The organism is Pseudomonas sp. IT-P2 (genome assembly GCF_949767575.1).
Lineage (GTDB): Bacteria > Pseudomonadota > Gammaproteobacteria > Pseudomonadales > Pseudomonadaceae > Aquipseudomonas > Aquipseudomonas pharyngis.
In genome coordinates, this window is the sequence record NZ_CATKQA010000047.1 from 163,544 (window position 1) to 180,856 (window position 17,313).

Sequence of the window (17,313 nt, forward strand, 5' to 3'; positions counted from 1 at the left end):
TTATCCCCGGCAATCTACGAGGTCGCCATGAACAGCGAAGAACAAACCCTGATCGATGGACTGTTTTCCCGGCTGCAACAGGCCGAAACGGAGGCAGCCCCGCGCGACGCCCAGGCCGAGGCGCGGATCAAGGAACACCTGACGCGCCAGCCGGCCGCAGGTTATTTCATGACCCAGGCGATTCTGGTGCAGGAGGCTGCCCTCAAGAGCCTCGACGAACAGAACAAACAACTGACTCAACAGGTCAAGCAATTGCAGGCCGAACTGCAATCGGCCAAGGCGCAGAGCGCGCCGCCGGCCTCCAGCGGTGGTGGCTTCCTGTCGAGCATCTTCGGTGGCAGCAGCTCGCGCCCGGCGCCGACCCAGAGCGCCCCGGCGTCCACCGGCGGCTGGCGTGAGCCGGCACCGCAGCAGAACTTCGGTGCGCCCGCGCCACAACAGAACTTCGGCGCGCCACCACCGGGTTATGGCCAGCAACAAGCGGCCCCGGCAGCCGGCAGCAGCTTCCTCGGCGGCGCCCTGAAAACGGCGGCCGGTGTGGCCGGTGGCGTGATGCTGGCGCAAGGCATCAGCAGCCTGTTCCATCACAACCAGCAGCCGGAAGAAATCGTCGAAGTCATCAAGGAAGAGCCGGCTCAGGTCAACGACCAGAGCAACAACGGCTGGGGCGATGACCAGCGCATGGCCAACAACGACTCCTACGGTAATGACCAGGGCGGCTTTACCGACACTGACTACAGCGAAGACAACTCATCGTTCTTCGATGACGACGATTCCTTCGTCTGATTCACCATTCGTCCGGGGCGCCTGAGCGCCCCGGGCCGATTATTCGCGGAACCTTCCTTCGGGCTGGCATACTGAGCGCCTTTTTCGGGCCTGGTGCCTGATCCGGCTCATGCGCGTCAGCGCTCACAGGAACTCCGGTGAAAAAAATCGCAGTGTTCGCCGATGTGCAGAACCTCTACTACACCGTGCGTCAGGCCTATGGTTGCCACTTCAATTACGCGGCGCTGTGGGCGGATGTCAGCCAGCACGGGCAGATCGTCGAGGCCTACGCCTATGCGATCGACCGGGGCGACAGCAAACAGCAGCAGTTCCAGCAGATCCTGCGCAACCTCGGTTTCACCGTGAAACTCAAACCCTACATCCAGCGCAGCGACGGCTCGGCCAAGGGCGACTGGGACGTGGGCATCACCCTCGACATCATGGACGCCGCCGACCACGTCGACGAAATCGTCCTGGCCTCCGGTGATGGCGATTTCGACATGCTGCTCGAACGCATCATCAACAAACACGGCGTGCAAGCGGTGGCCTACGGCGTTCCCGGCCTGACCGCCAACTCGCTGATCCGCGCCGCCAGCCGTTATGTGCCGATCGAAGGCGCACTGTTGCTCAAGAATTGAACGGAGTTGAACCCGGTTTGGAACGCATTGCAGTCATCGACTTTGAAACCACCGGCATCTCGCCGAGCAGCAGCTGCCGGGCCACGGAAATCGCCGTGGTCATGCTGGAAAACGGCCGCATCGTTGAGCGTTACCAGAGCCTGATGAACGCCGGCGTCCGCGTCCCGGCCTTCATCGAACAACTCACCGGCATCAGCAACGCCATGCTGCGCACCGCGCCTTCGGCCGAACAGGTGATGAACGAAGTCAACGAATTCGTCGGCTGCACGCCCCTGCTGGCACACAACGCAGCCTTCGACCAGAAGTTCTGGGACTTCGAACTGGGCCGGATCAAACGCACCCGTTTGCAGAACTTTGCCTGCTCGCTGCTGCTGGCCCGCCGTTTGATGCCGGCAGCGCCGAACCACAAGCTCGGTACGCTCACCACCTTCGCCCAGTTGCCGCATACCGGCCAGGCGCACAGGGCGATGGCGGATGCGGAGATGGCGGCGAATTTGCTGGCGCATCTGGCGGATGAGTTGCGGCGCAAGCATGGGGTGCGCGAGCTATCGCACGACTTGCTGTGCAAATTGCAGAAAGTCCCGGCCGCCAAGGTCGGTGAGCACTTGCAGCGCTATCGCTGAATTCCGGCCCCGGTTGATCGTTTGATCGTTCCCACGCTCCGCGTGGGAATGCAGCCCGGGACGCTCCGCGTCCCAGCTCTCGAGCGGGACGGGAAGGTTACTTGCCGTTGCCTTCGATATGCCCCAACGGCACCCGCTTCTCTATCGCACTCGATAACACGATCGACGTCTTGCTGAACCCGAATTTCGCCACCCGGTTGATCAGCTCTTCCAGCTCGGTCATCGAGCCCACGGCTGCCTGCATGATCACGCACGGGTCGCCGGTGACGCGGTGGCATTCGGTGAGTTGCGGAATTCTGATCAGTTCGTCGTACACCTTCGGGTTGCCGTGCTGGTTCAGGCGCAGTTCGATGACGCACTGGATCGGCAGGCCGAGTTTGGCCATGTCGACTTTGGCCGAGTAGCCGGTGATGACGCCGCTGGCCTCGAGTTTGGCCACGCGCTCGGCGACGGCGGGGGCGGAGAGGTTCACTTTGCGGGCGAGGTCGGCGTAGGACGCGCGACCGTTTTCGAGCAGGGCGCTGAGCAGCATGCGGTCGTATTTGTCCAAGGTCGGACTCCTGAAAATGCCAGACTTTCGAAATCGCGGTTTTGGCCGTCGATCTCCGTGTTTTCAAAAGTGTACCGGCGCTATAAACAGGATTTGTAACTTATTTTTAGCGGTTGGCCTTTCTAGAATAACCCATTCCCTGAGTCTGACTTTCGAGCTGCCCATGTCTGCCTTGCGCCGTTTTTCCCTGCCCTTGATCGCTGCGTTTTTTGCGTTGTACGTGATTTGGGGATCGACCTATCTGGTGATCCGCATCGGCGTCGAGTACTGGCCGCCGCTGATGCTCGGTGGCGTGCGCTTCGTGATTGCCGGCACTCTGATGTACGCGTTCCTGCGCTGGCGCGGGGCACCGGCGCCGACCTGGGCGCAGTGGAAGGCGGCGGGGATCATCGGGATTCTGCTGCTCAGTTTCGGCAACGGCGCGGTGACTTTGGCCGAGCACAGCGGCGTGGCGTCGGGTGTTGCCGCGTTGGCGGTGGCGACGGTGCCGCTGTTTACCTTGCTCTGCGGTTATCTCTGGGGCGCGCGCAACACTCGCCTGGAGTGGGCCGGGGTGGTGATGGGGATTATCGGTATCGCGATGCTCAACATGGGCTCCAACCTGCAATCGAGTCCACTGGGCGCGGCGTTGCTGATTTTCGCGGCAGCGAGCTGGGCGTTCGGTTCGGTGTGGAGCAAACACTTGCCGCTGCCTCAGGGCGCAATGGCCAGTGCCGTGGAAATGCTGGTCGGTGGCGTCGTGCTGCTGATCGGCAGCGCGGCCAGCGGTGAACACCTGCAGGCCATGCCGCCGCTGGAAGGCTGGCTGGCGCTGGCGTACCTGATCTTCTTCGGCTCGATCATCGCGTTCAACGCTTACATGTATCTGTTGAAAAACGTTCGTCCGGCGGCAGCCACCAGTTATGCCTACGTCAACCCGGCGGTGGCGGTGTTGCTGGGGATCGTGTTTGTCGGCGAGACCATCGGCATCGAAGAAGCGCTGGCAATGCTGGTGATCATCGGTGCGGTGGTGCTGATCAGTCTGCCGCAGTGGCGGCGTCCGGCGCGGTCGCCGGTGGTCAGCGAGCCGGCTGCCGCAGCGAAGGTCATAGCGACGGAGCAGCGTGCGAATTAGGGTAAACTGCGCGCCATCGCATACTCGTTTTGCACAATCTGCTCTGATTTTTCCTACGGTACTCCCATGACTTTCGCCACCCTTGGCCTGATCGAACCCTTGCTGCGCTCCCTTGAGAAGCTCGGCTACCAGACCCCGACGCCGGTGCAGGCGCAGGCCATTCCGGCCGTGCTGGCCGGTCGCGACCTGATGGCTGCGGCCCAGACCGGCACCGGCAAGACCGCCGGTTTCGCTTTGCCGCTGCTGCAACTGCTGGCGATGGAAGGGCCGAAAGTCACCGCCAACTCGGTGCGTGCGCTGATTCTGGTGCCGACCCGCGAGCTGGCCGAGCAAGTCCACGAGGCCGTGCGCCAGTACGCCGAAAACCTGCCATTGCGCACTTACGCGGTGTACGGCGGCGTCAGCATCAACCCGCAGATGATGAAGCTGCGCGGCGGCGTCGATCTGCTGGTCGCGACCCCGGGCCGTCTGCTCGACCTGTTCCGCCAGAACGCGCTGAAGTTCAATCAGCTGCAAACTCTGGTGCTGGACGAAGCCGACCGCATGCTCGACCTGGGTTTTTCAGAAGAGCTGGCGAACATTTACCGCGCGCTGCCGAAGAAACGTCAGACGCTGCTGTTCTCCGCGACCTTCTCCGATGACATCCGCCTGCTGGCCGGGCAGATGCTCAACGATCCTCAGAGCATCGAAGTCAGCCCGCGCAACGTCGCCGCCAACACCGTCAAGCAGTGGGTGGTGACGGTGGACAAGAAGCGCAAGCCGGAACTGTTCGTGCACCTGATGCGCAAGAACAAGTGGAAGCAGGTGCTGGTGTTCGCCAAGACCCGTAATGGTGTGGACGCGCTGGTCGAGAAGCTCCAGGGCCTGGGCGTGAACGCCGACGGCATCCACGGCGACAAGCCGCAAGCGACCCGGCAGCGGGCGCTGGACCGTTTCAAGTTGAGCGAAGTACAGATTCTGGTGGCCACCGACGTGGCGGCCCGTGGTCTGGATATCGAAGACCTGCCATTGGTGGTCAACTTCGATCTGCCGATCGTTGCCGAGGATTACATTCACCGTATCGGCCGGACTGGCCGCGCGGGTTCGACCGGTGAGGCGATTTCGCTGGTGTGCGCCGATGAAGTGAACATGTTGTCGGCGATTGAAATGCTGACCCGCAGCACGTTGAAGCGTGAGGTTGAGCCGGACTTCGTGCCCGAGCACCGCGTGCCGGATACCGATGCCAGTGGTCAGGTGATCAAGAAGCCGAAGAAACCGAAAAAGCCCAAGGCTTCCGGTGGTGGCGGTGGCAAGCGCAATCTGGGCAAGTGGGTGGACAGCGGCGAGACTCAGGCGCCGGAGCCTTCGATCAAGCCTGTGCGCAAGGTGCCGGTGTTCAATACCGGGCCGCGTAAGCGTAAGCCATAAGGGCAGCGGCGAGTTTCAAGCTGCAAGCTACGAGTTAAGGGCGGTTTGTCGTTAGCTTTTGGCTTGTAGCTTGCCGCTGTTGTTGAGCCACTTCAGCATTCCAGCTCCGGCCGCCCGGCCGCTGGCAAAACACGCCGTCAGTAGATAACCCCCAGTCGGCGCTTCCCAATCCAGCATTTCCCCCGCACAAAACACCCCCGGCAACGCCTTGAGCATCATCCGCTCATCCATCGCCTCAAACGTCACGCCACCGGCACTGCTGATCGCTTCATCCAGTGGTCGGGTTTTCACCAGCGTCAGCGGCAAAGCCTTGATCGCCCGGGCCAGCCGCGCCGGATCGGCAAACGTCGCCGCATCAGTGAGTTCACGCAACAGCGCCGCTTTCAACCCATCAATCCCGACCTGACTGTGCAGATGCTTGGCCATCGAGCGCGAACCCCGTGGTTTGCTCAGTGCCGCCTGCAATTTATCCACAGGACGGCCGGGCAGCAGGTCGATGTGAATGGTCGCCGCACCGTGCACATTGATCGCCTCACGAATCGGCGCCGACAGCGCGTAGATCAAACTGCCCTCGATGCCGGTTGCGGTAATCACGCATTCACCCAAACGCGGAACGTCGTCATTCAAACCAATGGCGATATTTTTCAGCGGCGCGCCGGCGAATTTGCTGACCATCAATTCGCTCCAGGCCTGCACCTCGAAGCCGCAATTGCTCGGCTGCAACGGCGCCAGTCCTACACCGCGTTGCTCCAGCGGCAGCATCCACGCGCCGTCGGAGCCCAGTCGCGACCAGCTGCCGCCGCCGAGGGCGAGCAGGGTGGCGTCGGGGGTGAGGGTTTTCTCGCCTTCCGGGCTGTCGATGCGCAGTGCGCCGTTTTCGTCCCAGCCGAGCCAGCGGTGGCGGGTGTGGATAACCACGCCGCTGTCGCGCAGGCGCTTGAGCCAGGCGCGCAGCAATGGCGCGGCTTTCATGTCGGTGGGGAACACCCGGCCGGAGCTGCCGATAAAGGTTTCGATGCCCAGCTCGTGAATCCAGCGGCACAGTGCGTCGGCGTCGAACGCGCGTAGCAGCGGGGCGATGTTCGGGGCGCGTTCGGCGTAGCGCGAGAGGAAGGCCGGCCAGGCTTCGGAATGGGTGATGTTCATGCCGCCGACCCCGGCCAGCAGGAACTTGCGGCCTACCGAGGGCATTCCGTCGTACAGATCGACGCGAACTCCGGCCTGGCTCAGCACTTCGGCGGCCATCAGGCCGGCGGGGCCACCGCCGATGATGGCGACGTGAGCGGGAAGGGCGGCGGAAGTCTGGGTCATGGCAGCGGCAATAGCGTGGCGGAATAAGCCGCGCATTCTAGCAGCAGCGGCCATCGTCAGACCTGATCAAAAAACAACCAGTGCGCTGCAAGCCATGTTCATCGTGGGCTGTAGTCCCTTTCGCTCAGGTTATCCACAGGCCGTTCCACAGCCATTGTGGGTAACGCAGCACAACTCAATGACAACCGGATGACTGCCAGACGCGCTGCGCACTGTGATGCAGGATGCCGTGGCGGCGGGCCAGGGCGTGGCGATCCTTGCTGTAACCGCCGCCGATCACCCCGACCACCGGGATGTCGCGGCCCAGGCAGTGGCGCATCACGCTTTCGTCGCGGGCGGCGACGCCTTCGTCGGTCAGTTGCAGATAACCGAGGGCGTCGTCCTTGTGCACGTCGACACCGGCGTCGTACAGCACCAGATCCGGCTGATACAGCGGCAGCAGATAGTTGAGCGCGTCGTCGACCACTTTCAGGTAATCGGCATCGCCCATGCCGTTGGGCAGTGGAATGTCCCAGTCGCTTTCGGCCTTGCGTGCAGGAAAGTTCTTTTCGCAGTGCAGGGAAACGGTGATCGCTTCCGGGGTGTTGTGCAGAATCCGCGCAGTGCCGTCGCCCTGATGCACGTCGCAGTCGAAGATCAGCACCCGGTTCACTCGGCCGCTTTGCAGCAGGTAGTGGCTGATGATCGCCAGGTCATTGAAGATGCAGAAGCCGGCGGGGTAGTCGTAGTGGGCGTGATGGGTGCCGCCGGCCAGGTGACAGGCCAGGCCATGTTCCAGCGCTTTTTCCGCTGCCAGAATCGAACCGCCGACCGCCCGCACGGTGCGTCGCGCCAGGGCTTCGTTCCACGGCAGACCGAGGCGCCGCTGGTCTTCGCGGGACAACTCGCCGCTCATGTAGCGTTCGATATAACCGCGGTCATGGGCCAGGGCGAGAATGTCGGCAGGGCACAGCTCGGGGCGCAGCAGGTCTTCGTCGCGGGTCAGGCCGCTGTCCACCAGGTGATCGCGCAGCAGGCGGAACTTGTCCATGGGGAAGCGGTGATCCGCCGGAAATTCCGGGCTGTAGTCTTCGTGGTAGATCAGCGGCAACGGCATGGTGGACTATTCATAAAGGCTGCAGGAAAGAGTGCAAAGCCTAACAGCGATGTAGACTGACGGCATCAAGCGGAGGGGCGGGATGGAACCGATACTGGAGCTGCAAAGCGCAAGGCTGCTGATGCGCCAATGGCAGGACGAGGATTTGCCGGCATTCGCGGCGATGTGCGCCGATCCGCAGGTGATGCGCTACTTCCCCGCGCCCTTGAGCCGGCTGGAAAGCGCCGCGCTGATCGGCCGGGTGCGCGGGCATTTCGCCGAACACGGGTACGGCCTGTGGGCGCTGGAGCGCAAGGACACTGGGGAGTTCATCGGTTTTACCGGGCTCGGCGTGGTCGGCTTCGATGCGCCGTTCACCCCGGCGGTGGAAATCGGCTGGCGCCTGGCGAAGGAACATTGGGGCCTGGGTTATGCCAGCGAAGCGGCGTGGACTGCACTGCGCTGCGGTTTCGACCGTTTGTCCCTGAAGGAGATCGTGTCCTTCACCGCGCAGAGCAATCTGCCGTCGGAAAAAGTGATGCAGGCGATCGGCATGCATCACGATCCAGCCGACGATTTCGATCACCCGAAACTGGCGGTCGACCATCCGTTAAGTCGACATGTGTTGTACCGCATCACCCGGGAGCAATGGCTGCAGACCTTGCATGGCTAAGCCGACACGGACGTTTACAATGGCGCGATCAGTGGCTCGCGCCAGAATCTGAATTGGCCGCCGCAGCCAGGGCTGCGCGGCATAGCGTTGTGTGAGGAGAGTCTGAATGAGCCAAGTGTTGGAAGATCTGGTGGATCTGCTGACCCTCGAACCGATCGAGGAAAACCTGTTCCGTGGTCGCAGTCAGGATCTGGGCTTTCGCCAGTTGTTCGGCGGCCAGGTATTGGGCCAGTCGTTGTCGGCGGCCAGTCAGACCGTTGAAGAAGCGCGCCATGTGCATTCGATGCACGGTTATTTCCTGCGTCCGGGCGATGCCAAGTTGCCGGTGGTCTACTCGGTTGACCGCGTGCGCGACGGCGGCAGTTTCAGCACCCGCCGCGTGACCGCGATCCAGAAGGGCCACCCGATTTTCACCTGCAGCGCTTCGTTCCAGTACGACGAAGAAGGCTTCGAGCACCAGAGCCAGATGCCGCAAGTGGTCGGCCCCGAAAACCTGCCGTCGGAGCTGGAACTGACCCAGCAACGCGCGCACCTGATCCCGGAACACATGCGCGAAAAGCTGCTGTGCCCGAAGCCGATCGAAGTGCGCCCGGTCACTGAAAAAGACCCGTACAACCCGCAACCGGCGGATCCGATCAAGTACGTGTGGTTCCGCGCCGACGGTGCGTTGGCCGATATCCCGGCACTGCACAAATACCTGCTGGCCTACGCCTCGGACTTCGGTCTGCTGACCACCTCGATGCTGCCGCACGGCAAATCGGTCTGGCAGAAAGACATGCAGGTCGCCAGCCTCGACCACGCGCTGTGGTTCCACAATGACTTGCGCGCCGATGACTGGTTGCTTTACGCCATGGACAGTCCGTGGGCCGGCAACTCTCGCGGGTTCTCCCGTGGCAGCGTGTTCAACCGCGCCGGGCAACTGGTGGCGTCGGTGACCCAGGAAGGCCTGATCCGTCATCGCAAGGACTGGGCATGAGTCTGGCGGACGTGCGGCACTGGGTGTTCGACATGGACGGCACCCTGACCGTCGCCGTGCACGACTTCGCGGCGATCCGCGTGGCGCTGTCGATCCCGCCGGAGGACGACATCCTCACCCACCTCGCGGCATTGCCCGCCGAGGAAGCGGCGGCGAAACACGCTTGGTTGCTGGAGCATGAGCGCGATCTGGCGCTCGGTTCGACCCCGGCGGTCGGGGCGGTGGAGCTGGTGCGCGACCTGCACGCCCGGGGCTATCGCCTCGGCATCCTGACCCGCAATGCGCGGGAGCTGGCCCACGTGACGCTGGAGGCCATCGGCCTGGCTGACTGCTTCGCGGTGGAGGATGTGCTGGGCCGCGATGAAGCACAGCCAAAACCGCATCCGGGCGGTTTGCTGAAACTGGCCGAGGCCTGGCAAGTGCCGGCGAGCGAGATGGTGATGGTCGGTGATTACCGGTTTGATCTTGATTGCGGCCGGGCGGCGGGCACCCACACGGTGCTGGTGAACCTGCCGGATAATCCGTGGCCGGAGCTGACCGACTGGCATGCGAAGGATTGTGTCGAGTTGCGGCGAATGCTGTTCGCCTAAAAAAACGGGGGCTTGGGCCCCCGTTTTTTATTGCTCGAATAGTGCTTTCTGGCCTTCCGGCGAGGTCAGCATGCCGTCGCCGTTATGCCCGACGCCGGGTACTTCGATCAGGCGCTGATTCACCCCTTCAGGGTGACGACGCAGCAAGTAACCGAAAAACAGCTTCCCGCGCTCCAGTCGATAAGCCCCCTGGGCTTTGGCGGCGCAGCTCTTGTCCAGCGCCGGGTGTTGCGGGTCGGTGTCCTGCTGACCCAGCAGATAAATCACCTCGCGTTTGACGTAACGGCCTTCAAGCTGCGCGGGCGTTTGCCCACCCGCGTAGATCGGCGGGTCCACCAGACCGTACTTCCAGCGGTTGAAACCCGGACACTTGGCATGATCGAAGGCCACCGGGCGTTGCTCATTGAAATAGGCGTACGACGACGGGTTGGCCACCACGTAACGCAAGCGAATGCCTTCGGTCTTGAGCGCCGGTTGTTCCTGGGCCAGCAGCGCATAACGCTGCACCACCTGAGCGCCGCCGGAGTGGCCGAAGATCACGATCTGCTTCACGTCCGGAAACTGCTTGCGATCGCTCAGCCGCCCGACGATTTCGTCCAGTGCGGCGTAGGAACTCAGCGGGCTCGGCCCTGTGGATAACCCGCCGCCCATCCAGTCGTTGCCTTGCCAGCGCAGCACGCTGGCGGGTAACGAGTAGAGCGCCACATCGCTTTCGTTGAGAAACTGCGGGGCGATCACCAGGGTGTTGGCGGTTTGCCCGGCCAGTTCCGCCGCGACTTCGCCGCTTTTGCGATAGGTCTCGGCGTTGCGCAGACGGCCATGAATGACGATCAGCACGCGCTCGATTTTCGCCGGCGCCGGGCCGATGCCCACCGCCATTTCGCCGGCCTGCAATTGCAGGCGCCCGGGACTGATTGCGTCGACGCCGGCCGCTTGGACGGTGCCGCCGATGAACAGTAAAGCCAACAGCCATTTATGCATTTACAGGTTTTTCGCCGCAAAGGTATCGCACTGGCCGACCTGGCCCTGGGCGAATCCGGTTTTGAACCAGCGCACCCTTTGCGCCGACGTACCGTGGGTAAACGAGTCCGGCACCACACGGCCCTGACCCTGTTGTTGCAGGCGATCATCACCGATGGCGTTCGCCGCGTTCAAGGCTTCTTCGATATCGCCCGGTTCCAGCCAGTTCAGACGCTTCTGCGCGTTGTAGGCCCAGACCCCGGCCAGACAATCGGCTTGCAGTTCCTGACGCACCAGCAGGCCGCCGTCGCCTTCCATCTGCCGGCCTTGCTGGCGGGCTGTCTGAATTTTCGCCGAGACGCCGAGAAGCGTCTGCACATGGTGTCCGACTTCGTGAGCGATCACGTAGGCCTGGGCGAAGTCGCCGGCGGCCTTGAAGCGTTGGGCCATTTCCTGGAAGAACGCCATGTCCAGATAGACCTTCTGGTCTGCCGGGCAATAGAACGGGCCGGTGGCCGAGGTCGCCAGACCGCAAGCGGAGTTGACCCGGTTGCTGAACAGCACCAGGGTCGGGTCCTTATATTGCCGGCCGGCCTGCTGGAAGATCGCGCCCCAAGTGTCTTCGGTGTCGCCGAGGATCGAGCGCACGAATTCGGCCTGTTCATCGTTGGCCGGCGGTGCCTGACGGGTTTGCGAAGTGGGGGCCGATTGTTCGGTCATCTGCCCGGTGAGCTGGCCCAGGATCTGCAGCGGGTCCTGTCCGGTGATCCAGCCGATGCCGACGATCAGCAGGATCGCCCCGAGGCTCAGCCCCTTGCCACCGCCGAAGCGCATGCCGCCACCACCGCCCATATCATCGCCACGGGCATCGACGACGTTGTCACTGCGTCGGCCTTTTTTCCATAGCATGTGGGAATCCTCTATCTGTAGGTGGTGATGAGTGTTGCTGGTGTGTGAGTGTGGCGCCAGTCCGGTCGTCCGTCTATTCGTACACACGCACAAAGGCCCGGCCTCGGGGTGACGAGGTCGGGCCTGTTATTGACGAGCGCGAGCGCCGGGAATTCAATTCGCCGGCGGATTTCTTTCGCCGGGTCGGGTGTCAGCGGTCGAAGGCATCCCACACCGGCGCGAAGTCCGGGCTGACCTGACGTTCGCGCTTGGGCAGCGCGGCGATCAGCGCCCGGTCGTCGTCATCCAGTTTGACATTCAGCGAGGCCAGGTTGGCCAGTTGATTGGTCTTGCTGCTGGCCTTGGGAATCGCCGCGACGTTGTCCTGATCCAGCAGCCACTTCAGCGCCACTTGAGTGGGCAGCACGCCGTGTTTTTCAGCGATCTGCTGAATCTGTGGAATCTCCGAGACTTTATTACGCGCCAGCGGCGTGTAGGCCGTCAGCGCCAGATCGTGTTGACGGGCGTAGTCGAGCAGGGCGTTTTGTCCGAGCAGGACGTGGTACTCGACCTGAATGGCTGACAGAGGAATACCGTATTCCTCGACGACTTTGCGCAGCAGCGGCAGCGGAAAATTCGCCACGCCGATGTTGCGAGCCAGCCCCTGTTCCTTGAAGGATGCGAGGGTTTCAAGGGTGCGCGGCAGGTCCCAGTCAGTGCTCGGCCAATGGATCATGAACAGGTCGACGTACTCGCTGCGCAAGGCCTTGAGGCTGCGATCCAGCGATTGACGCATGGCGTTCGGTTGCAACTGGTCCCACCAGACCTTGGTGGTGACGTGGATCTGCTCGCGGGGTGTCGGCGTATTTGCCAGCGCCTGTCCGACTGCGTCTTCGTTGTTGTAGGCCGCTGCCGTGTCGATGTGTCGGTAACCGAGTTCCAGCGCTTGCTCCACGGCGCGGGTGCATTCGTCGCCGAGCATCGGCCAGGTGCCGAGGCCGAGTTTCGGCAGGTTCAGTCCTTGTCTGTTAACGATGTGCTGCATGGTCGATCTCCTGTTCGAAAGCCGTGACGCCCGCCATGTGCCGGGCGGCGATGTAACCGAAAGTCAGGGCCGGGCCGAGGTTGATCCCGCCCGCCGGATAATGCCCGCCCATGATGCTGGCCATGTCGCCACCCGCCGCGTAGAGCCCGGCGATGGGCCGGTCTGCGGCGTCGAGCACTTGCGCATGCGGATTGACCTTGAGCCCGGCGAAGGTGCCGAAGCAGCCCGGCTGCACCTTCACCGCGTAGAACGGGCCTTGTTCGATGGGCGCCACGCACGGGTTGGGCTGTTGCGCGGGATCGCCCTGTTTGCGGTTGTACGGGGTCGAGCCGCGACCGAACAGCGGGTCTTCGCCGTGCCGGGCATGGTCGTTGTATTCATGGAGAGTGGCGCGTAATCCGTTCGGATCGATGCCGCATGCAGTGGCCAATTCCTCAAGGGTATCGCCGGTTTTCAGATAGCCGCTGCGGATAAAACCTGACACCGGCACCGGAAACGGCCGAGACATGCCTAGCCCGTAACGCCGCTGGAACGCGCGGGTGCAGATCAGCCAGGACGCGACTTCTTCGCCTTCAGGGGCCGCGGCGACCATGGCGCTGACATAGTCGTAATAGCCGTTGGCTTCGTTGACGAAGCGCTGGCCGTTGCGCAGCACGCCGATGACGCCCGGTTTGCCGCGCTCGATGATGTGTGGGAAATGGCCGATGCTGCCGTCGGAATGTGGCACCTGCGAGACCGGCGCCCACGCCACGGGCGAGGCCACATCGGTGTTGACCCGGCCCCCAGCGGTTTCGCCCAGTCGCAGACCGTCGCCATTGACTGCCAGCGGAGGCAGTGCCCAATGTTCGTGACCGGTGGGCGTGCGCGGGAACAAGGCCTTGCGCCGCTCGATGTCGTTGGCAAATCCGCCGGCCGCGAGCACCACGCCCTTGCGCGCATGGACAGTGACCGGGCCTTTCGCGGTGTGCACGCGAGCGCCGGTGATGCGTGATTCGTCGCGCAGCAGTTCCGTCACTGGCGCCGATTCCCACAGCAGCACGCCGAGGTCTTCGGCGGATTTCGCCAGCCGCGCCACCAGCGCCACGCCGTTGACCAGTTGCATCGCTCGGCCGTGCAGCGCCAGGTCCAGCAGGTGGCGAGTGAAACGCCGGGTCACGTGCCAGACCGCCGACAACGAGCGAGTCAGATTGAGAAACGCCGACAGGTCCGCGCCGGCCATGATCGGCATGCCCATGAACGATGTTTCCCGCATCGTTGTGCGAAGACGCTTGAGCAGGCGCCCGACCTTTCGTCCGTCGTAGGGAGCGGCAATCACCGAGCGTCCGCCGGTGCCGGCGCCCGGTGTTTCGCCGTGGATGTCGGCGATGGCGTTGCCGTCGGCGAATTGCAGGGCGGTGTGTTGTTCGAAGAACGCCACCATGCGCGGGCCGGCTTCAAGGAAGGCGTCGATCATGGCCGGGTCGTAGTGCTCGCCGAGTTCGTGGCGCAGATAGGTGCGCGGCAATTCCACGTCTTCCACGATCCCGGCGCGCCGGGCCAGCGGATTGCACGGCACCCACGCCCAGCCGCCGGACCACGCGGTGGCGCCGCCGAACACCGGATCCTTTTCCACCACGATGACCTTCAAGCCATGCCAGGCGGCGGTGACGGCGGCCGACAAACCGGCGGCGCCGGAGCCGACCACCAGAACGTCGCAGTGGATATCGGGAAGGGCAGGCATCAGGAAACGCTCCAGCAATCAATTATTTTTAGAATCAGGTTCCAGAAAATAACCAGTGCTGGCGAAGCAGATCAACCGACTGACGCGCAAAGTGGGCGGTTATCGGACGCCGGGTTCCAGATTTCGCATTCCTCGGGATGTCTTCTAGAATCGGCGAAATTTCACCGAGAGCGCATCATGGCCGGCAGTCAAATCGAACGGGTTTTCAGCGTGCTGGAAAGCCTCACCAGTGATCCGCGCGGGCTGCCGATGCAGACCCTGGCCGAGCAACTGGACATTCCGAAGAGCGCGACGCACCGCCTGCTCGCCGAGCTGATCCGCTTGGGTTATGTGCGGCAGAACCCGGAGACGTTGCGTTATCACCTGTCGACCAAACTGGTGGCGATGGGCTTTCAATATCTGTCGAGCAGCGGTGCCGACATTGTGCAGCCGGTGCTTGATCGCCTGGCCCAGGAAACCGGTGAGTTGGTACGCCTCGGGGTGATCGACGGCGAGCGTCAGACCTGGATCGCCAAGGCCCAGGGCGCTCGTAGCGGTCTGCGTTACGACCCGGACATGGGCCGCGACGCGCCGCTGTTCTACACCGCATCGGGCCATGCGTGGCTGGCGTGCATGAGCGACGCCGAGGCGTTGTCGCTGGTCGAGCGCCAGGGCGCGGAGGTGCCGGCGGATATCGGGCCCAATGCGCCGCGCTCCAATATTGAACTGCTCGAACGCCTGCGCGTGGCCCGGGAACAGGGCTATGCCTGTGTGGAAGAAAGCTCGGCGGTCGGCACTTCGGCGATTGCTGCCGTGGTGAAACATCCCGCCGATGGCCGGGTGATTGGCGTGCTCAGCATCGCCGGGCCAAGCGCACGGATGTCGGCGGCGCGATTGCATGAACTGGCGCCGTTGCTGCTGACGTTTACCGAGGAGCTGTCGGCGGCGAGCCTGGCCTCGGAGTTGTTCGTTTAAGCAAAGCTGTGCGCTGTTCGCCCACTTTTCAACCGAGTAGGTGTGAGAATCTGGAACCGGGTTCTAAATTGTTGATGGAGTGAGTTTTCCTACAACAATCACAAGAGGATCGCACCTTGAACCCGCCCCTTCGAATCGCCCTGATCGGCGCCGGCAACATGGGCCAGCAACATTACCGGCACCTGAAGAATCTCACTGAGGCCACGGTATGCGCCGTGGCCGATCCCGGCCCTCAGGCACGGGCCCTGGCGGCAGAGTGGGGTGTGGCGTATTTCGCCGATCACCGTCAGATGCTGGAGCAGAACCGGCCAGACGCAGTGATCGTCGCCAATCCGAATAATCAGCACGTCAGCACCGCGCTGGATTGCCTGGCTGCAGGCGTTCCGGTGTTGCTGGAAAAACCGGTGGGCGTGCATCTGAATGAGGCGCGGGAATTGGTGGCAGCGGTGGAGCGCAGCGGCGTACCGGTGCTGGTCGGCCATCATCGGCGGCACAATCCATTGATCGTGCGTGCTCATGAGCTGGTCAAGGGTGGGGCGTTGGGACGGCTGACGCTGGTGACTGCGTTGTTCCAGCTGCGCAAGCCCGACCAGTATTTCGAAACGGTGTGGCGGCGCGAGGCAGGTGCCGGAATGCTGTTGACCAATCTGATTCACGACCTCGATCTGCTGCGTCATCTATGCGGTGAAGTGCGTTCGGTGCAGGCGATCACCGACCATTCGGTGCGCAGTTTCGCCAATGAAGACAGCGCGGCGATTCTGCTGCAATTCGATGGCGGAGCGCTGGGTACGCTGACCGGTTCCGATGCGGTGGCGGCGCCGTGGAGCTGGGAGTTGAACTCTGGGGAGAACCCGGTCTATCCACGTCAGGCGGATCAGCCGTGTTATTTACTGGCGGGAACGGCAGGAGCCTTGAGCATTCCGCAACTCAAGCGCTGGCATTACCGCGCCGATCAGGTGGATGCCGGTTGGCATGAGCCGTTGCTGTCCGTTGATGAACCGTTCACACCGGACGAAGCCCTGCGGTTGCAGTTGCAGCATTTCGTCCGCGTCGTACGACGGGAAGTCGAACCGTTGGTGAGTGCCGCCGACGCCGCCTGCACCCTGGCGCTGGTCGAGGCTATCCGTGAAGCGGCGGCCAGCGGTCGCGCCACTGAACCTGCGCAGATCGAGTCCTGAATATGAGCGAACGAATTCTGTCCCTGGCCAGCCTGACCGTGCTGGAGTTGTCGCCACCCGAGATGGTCGAGGTCGCGGCCCGTGCCGGATACAGTCATGTCGGCCTGCGTCTGGAGCCGGCGACGCCCGAGGAATATCACTTTCCGTTGGTAGCCGATGGCGATTTGCGGCGTCAGACACTGGCGCGTTTGCGTGACACCGGAATCGGCGTGCTTGACGTGGAAATCCTTCGATTGAAGCCGCAGACAGTGGTCGCGGATTTCGAGCCACTGCTCAGCGTTGGCGCGCAGTTCGGTGCCAGTGAGTTGTTGGTCGCCGGTAACGATCCTGACGAACAGCGGCTCACCGATAATTTTGCGGCACTCTGCGATCTGGCGGCGCGCTACGGTTTGCATCCGCATCTGGAGTTCATGCCCTGGACCGATGCACGCAATCTTGAGCAGGCGTTGCGCATCGTCGCCAAGGCCGGGCGCGAAAACGGTGCGGTGCTGGTCGATGCGTTTCACTTCGACCGTTCCGGATCGCGGCTGGAAGATCTGGATGGCGTGCCGCCCTCACGGCTGCGCTATGCACAGTTGTGCGATGTTGCCGGGCCGAGGCCGACGGACATGGCCGAGATCTTGCGTCAGGCCCGCAATGAACGACGGTTTCCCGGCGAGGGTGATTGTGACTTGAGCGGCTTGTTGCGCAGTCTTCCGGCTAACCTTCCCCTGAGTCTGGAAATTCCCACGGTCAAATTGCTGGAGCAAGGCGTGAGTGGCTTGCAGCGGGCGCAAATGGCGATCGACCGGACACGGGAATTGTTGGCCCGGCTTTAAGTCTGCTTCAAGGGGCGAGGGCGCACGC

Annotated in this window: 18 protein-coding genes; 11 read left to right on the forward strand and 7 right to left on the reverse strand. The window is 63.0% G+C overall.

Going from position 1 to position 17,313, the window contains the following annotated elements; all coding sequences use genetic code 11:
• Nucleotides 1–27: 27 nt before the first annotated feature.
• The 3 genes from ACM6JM_RS26575 (at nucleotide 28) to ACM6JM_RS26585 (ending at nucleotide 2,026) form a co-directional block, all read left to right on the forward strand.
• Complete coding sequence (locus ACM6JM_RS26575; RefSeq protein WP_210710566.1) at nucleotides 28–786, forward strand: DUF2076 domain-containing protein; 759 nt, start codon at nucleotides 28–30, stop codon at nucleotides 784–786.
• A 137-nt stretch (nucleotides 787–923) separates the two neighbouring features.
• The gene (locus ACM6JM_RS26580) at nucleotides 924–1,403 is read left to right on the forward strand and encodes an NYN domain-containing protein (protein ID WP_007958730.1); all 480 of its coding nucleotides are present in this window, start codon (nucleotides 924–926) and stop codon (nucleotides 1,401–1,403) included.
• A 17-nt stretch (nucleotides 1,404–1,420) separates the two neighbouring features.
• Nucleotides 1,421–2,026, forward strand: coding sequence for a PolC-type DNA polymerase III (locus ACM6JM_RS26585; protein ID WP_039771802.1), 606 nt, complete (start codon nucleotides 1,421–1,423; stop codon nucleotides 2,024–2,026).
• Nucleotides 2,027–2,123: 97 nt separating this feature from the next.
• On the opposite strand, the gene ACM6JM_RS26590 is transcribed toward ACM6JM_RS26585, so the two are convergent.
• Nucleotides 2,124–2,576 (reverse strand): Lrp/AsnC family transcriptional regulator, encoded by a 453-nt coding sequence (locus ACM6JM_RS26590; protein ID WP_039771800.1) that lies wholly within the window; start codon nucleotides 2,574–2,576, stop codon nucleotides 2,124–2,126.
• A gap of 163 nt (nucleotides 2,577–2,739) precedes the next feature.
• Here ACM6JM_RS26590 and yedA point away from each other — a divergent pair, with 163 nt between their 5' ends.
• Both yedA and ACM6JM_RS26600 read left to right on the forward strand, forming a co-directional pair.
• On the forward strand, nucleotides 2,740–3,690 hold the full coding sequence (gene yedA / locus ACM6JM_RS26595) for a drug/metabolite exporter YedA (RefSeq protein ID WP_085747674.1): 951 nt from the start codon (nucleotides 2,740–2,742) through the stop codon (nucleotides 3,688–3,690).
• Between the two features lie 66 nt (nucleotides 3,691–3,756).
• Nucleotides 3,757–5,097, forward strand: a complete 1,341-nt coding sequence (locus ACM6JM_RS26600) for a DEAD/DEAH box helicase (protein ID WP_007958742.1) — start codon at nucleotides 3,757–3,759, stop codon at nucleotides 5,095–5,097.
• 51 nt (nucleotides 5,098–5,148) lie between these two features.
• Here the strand turns inward: ACM6JM_RS26600 and ACM6JM_RS26605 are convergent, their stop codons facing one another.
• Together ACM6JM_RS26605 and ACM6JM_RS26610 are read right to left on the reverse strand one after the other, a co-directional pair.
• Complete coding sequence (locus tag ACM6JM_RS26605) at nucleotides 5,149–6,408, reverse strand: TIGR03862 family flavoprotein (protein WP_103385477.1); 1,260 nt, start codon at nucleotides 6,406–6,408, stop codon at nucleotides 5,149–5,151.
• Nucleotides 6,409–6,583: 175 nt separating this feature from the next.
• Nucleotides 6,584–7,504, reverse strand: coding sequence for a histone deacetylase (locus ACM6JM_RS26610; RefSeq protein ID WP_007958746.1), 921 nt, complete (start codon nucleotides 7,502–7,504; stop codon nucleotides 6,584–6,586).
• An 82-nt stretch (nucleotides 7,505–7,586) separates the two neighbouring features.
• Between ACM6JM_RS26610 and ACM6JM_RS26615 the strand changes: the two genes are divergently transcribed.
• The 3 genes from ACM6JM_RS26615 (at nucleotide 7,587) to ACM6JM_RS26625 (ending at nucleotide 9,722) form a co-directional block, all read left to right on the forward strand.
• Nucleotides 7,587–8,156 (forward strand): GNAT family N-acetyltransferase, encoded by a 570-nt coding sequence (locus tag ACM6JM_RS26615; RefSeq protein ID WP_064599611.1) that lies wholly within the window; start codon nucleotides 7,587–7,589, stop codon nucleotides 8,154–8,156.
• 106 nt (nucleotides 8,157–8,262) lie between these two features.
• Nucleotides 8,263–9,132, forward strand: coding sequence for an acyl-CoA thioesterase II (gene tesB, locus ACM6JM_RS26620; RefSeq protein WP_039771793.1), 870 nt, complete (start codon nucleotides 8,263–8,265; stop codon nucleotides 9,130–9,132).
• Nucleotides 9,129–9,722 (forward strand): HAD family hydrolase, encoded by a 594-nt coding sequence (locus ACM6JM_RS26625; RefSeq protein ID WP_085608732.1) that lies wholly within the window; start codon nucleotides 9,129–9,131, stop codon nucleotides 9,720–9,722. Before tesB ends, ACM6JM_RS26625 begins: the two co-directional genes overlap by 4 nt.
• Nucleotides 9,723–9,749: 27 nt before the next feature.
• On the opposite strand, the gene ACM6JM_RS26630 is transcribed toward ACM6JM_RS26625, so the two are convergent.
• From ACM6JM_RS26630 to ACM6JM_RS26645, 4 genes are all read right to left on the reverse strand, one after another.
• Nucleotides 9,750–10,703, reverse strand: a complete 954-nt coding sequence (locus ACM6JM_RS26630) for an alpha/beta fold hydrolase (RefSeq protein ID WP_103385476.1) — start codon at nucleotides 10,701–10,703, stop codon at nucleotides 9,750–9,752.
• Complete coding sequence (locus ACM6JM_RS26635) at nucleotides 10,704–11,591, reverse strand: neutral zinc metallopeptidase (protein ID WP_039771788.1); 888 nt, start codon at nucleotides 11,589–11,591, stop codon at nucleotides 10,704–10,706. It lies immediately after the preceding gene.
• Between the two features lie 190 nt (nucleotides 11,592–11,781).
• Nucleotides 11,782–12,615 carry an aldo/keto reductase gene (locus ACM6JM_RS26640; protein ID WP_074691525.1) on the reverse strand — a complete coding sequence of 278 codons (834 nt, stop codon included), beginning with the start codon at nucleotides 12,613–12,615 and terminating at the stop codon, nucleotides 11,782–11,784.
• Complete coding sequence (locus ACM6JM_RS26645; protein ID WP_103385475.1) at nucleotides 12,599–14,335, reverse strand: FAD-dependent oxidoreductase; 1,737 nt, start codon at nucleotides 14,333–14,335, stop codon at nucleotides 12,599–12,601. The genes ACM6JM_RS26640 and ACM6JM_RS26645 overlap by 17 nt, the downstream gene beginning before the upstream one ends.
• Before the next feature lie 177 nt (nucleotides 14,336–14,512).
• On the opposite strand from ACM6JM_RS26645, the gene ACM6JM_RS26650 reads away from it, so the two are divergent.
• From ACM6JM_RS26650 to ACM6JM_RS26660, 3 genes are all read left to right on the forward strand, one after another.
• Nucleotides 14,513–15,289 carry an IclR family transcriptional regulator gene (locus ACM6JM_RS26650; protein ID WP_039771781.1) on the forward strand — a complete coding sequence of 259 codons (777 nt, stop codon included), beginning with the start codon at nucleotides 14,513–14,515 and terminating at the stop codon, nucleotides 15,287–15,289.
• Between the two features lie 116 nt (nucleotides 15,290–15,405).
• Nucleotides 15,406–16,467 (forward strand): Gfo/Idh/MocA family protein, encoded by a 1,062-nt coding sequence (locus tag ACM6JM_RS26655; protein WP_103385474.1) that lies wholly within the window; start codon nucleotides 15,406–15,408, stop codon nucleotides 16,465–16,467.
• Between the two features lie 2 nt (nucleotides 16,468–16,469).
• Nucleotides 16,470–17,285 carry a sugar phosphate isomerase/epimerase family protein gene (locus tag ACM6JM_RS26660; protein WP_103385473.1) on the forward strand — a complete coding sequence of 272 codons (816 nt, stop codon included), beginning with the start codon at nucleotides 16,470–16,472 and terminating at the stop codon, nucleotides 17,283–17,285.
• The last annotated feature ends 28 nt before the right edge of the window (nucleotides 17,286–17,313 follow it).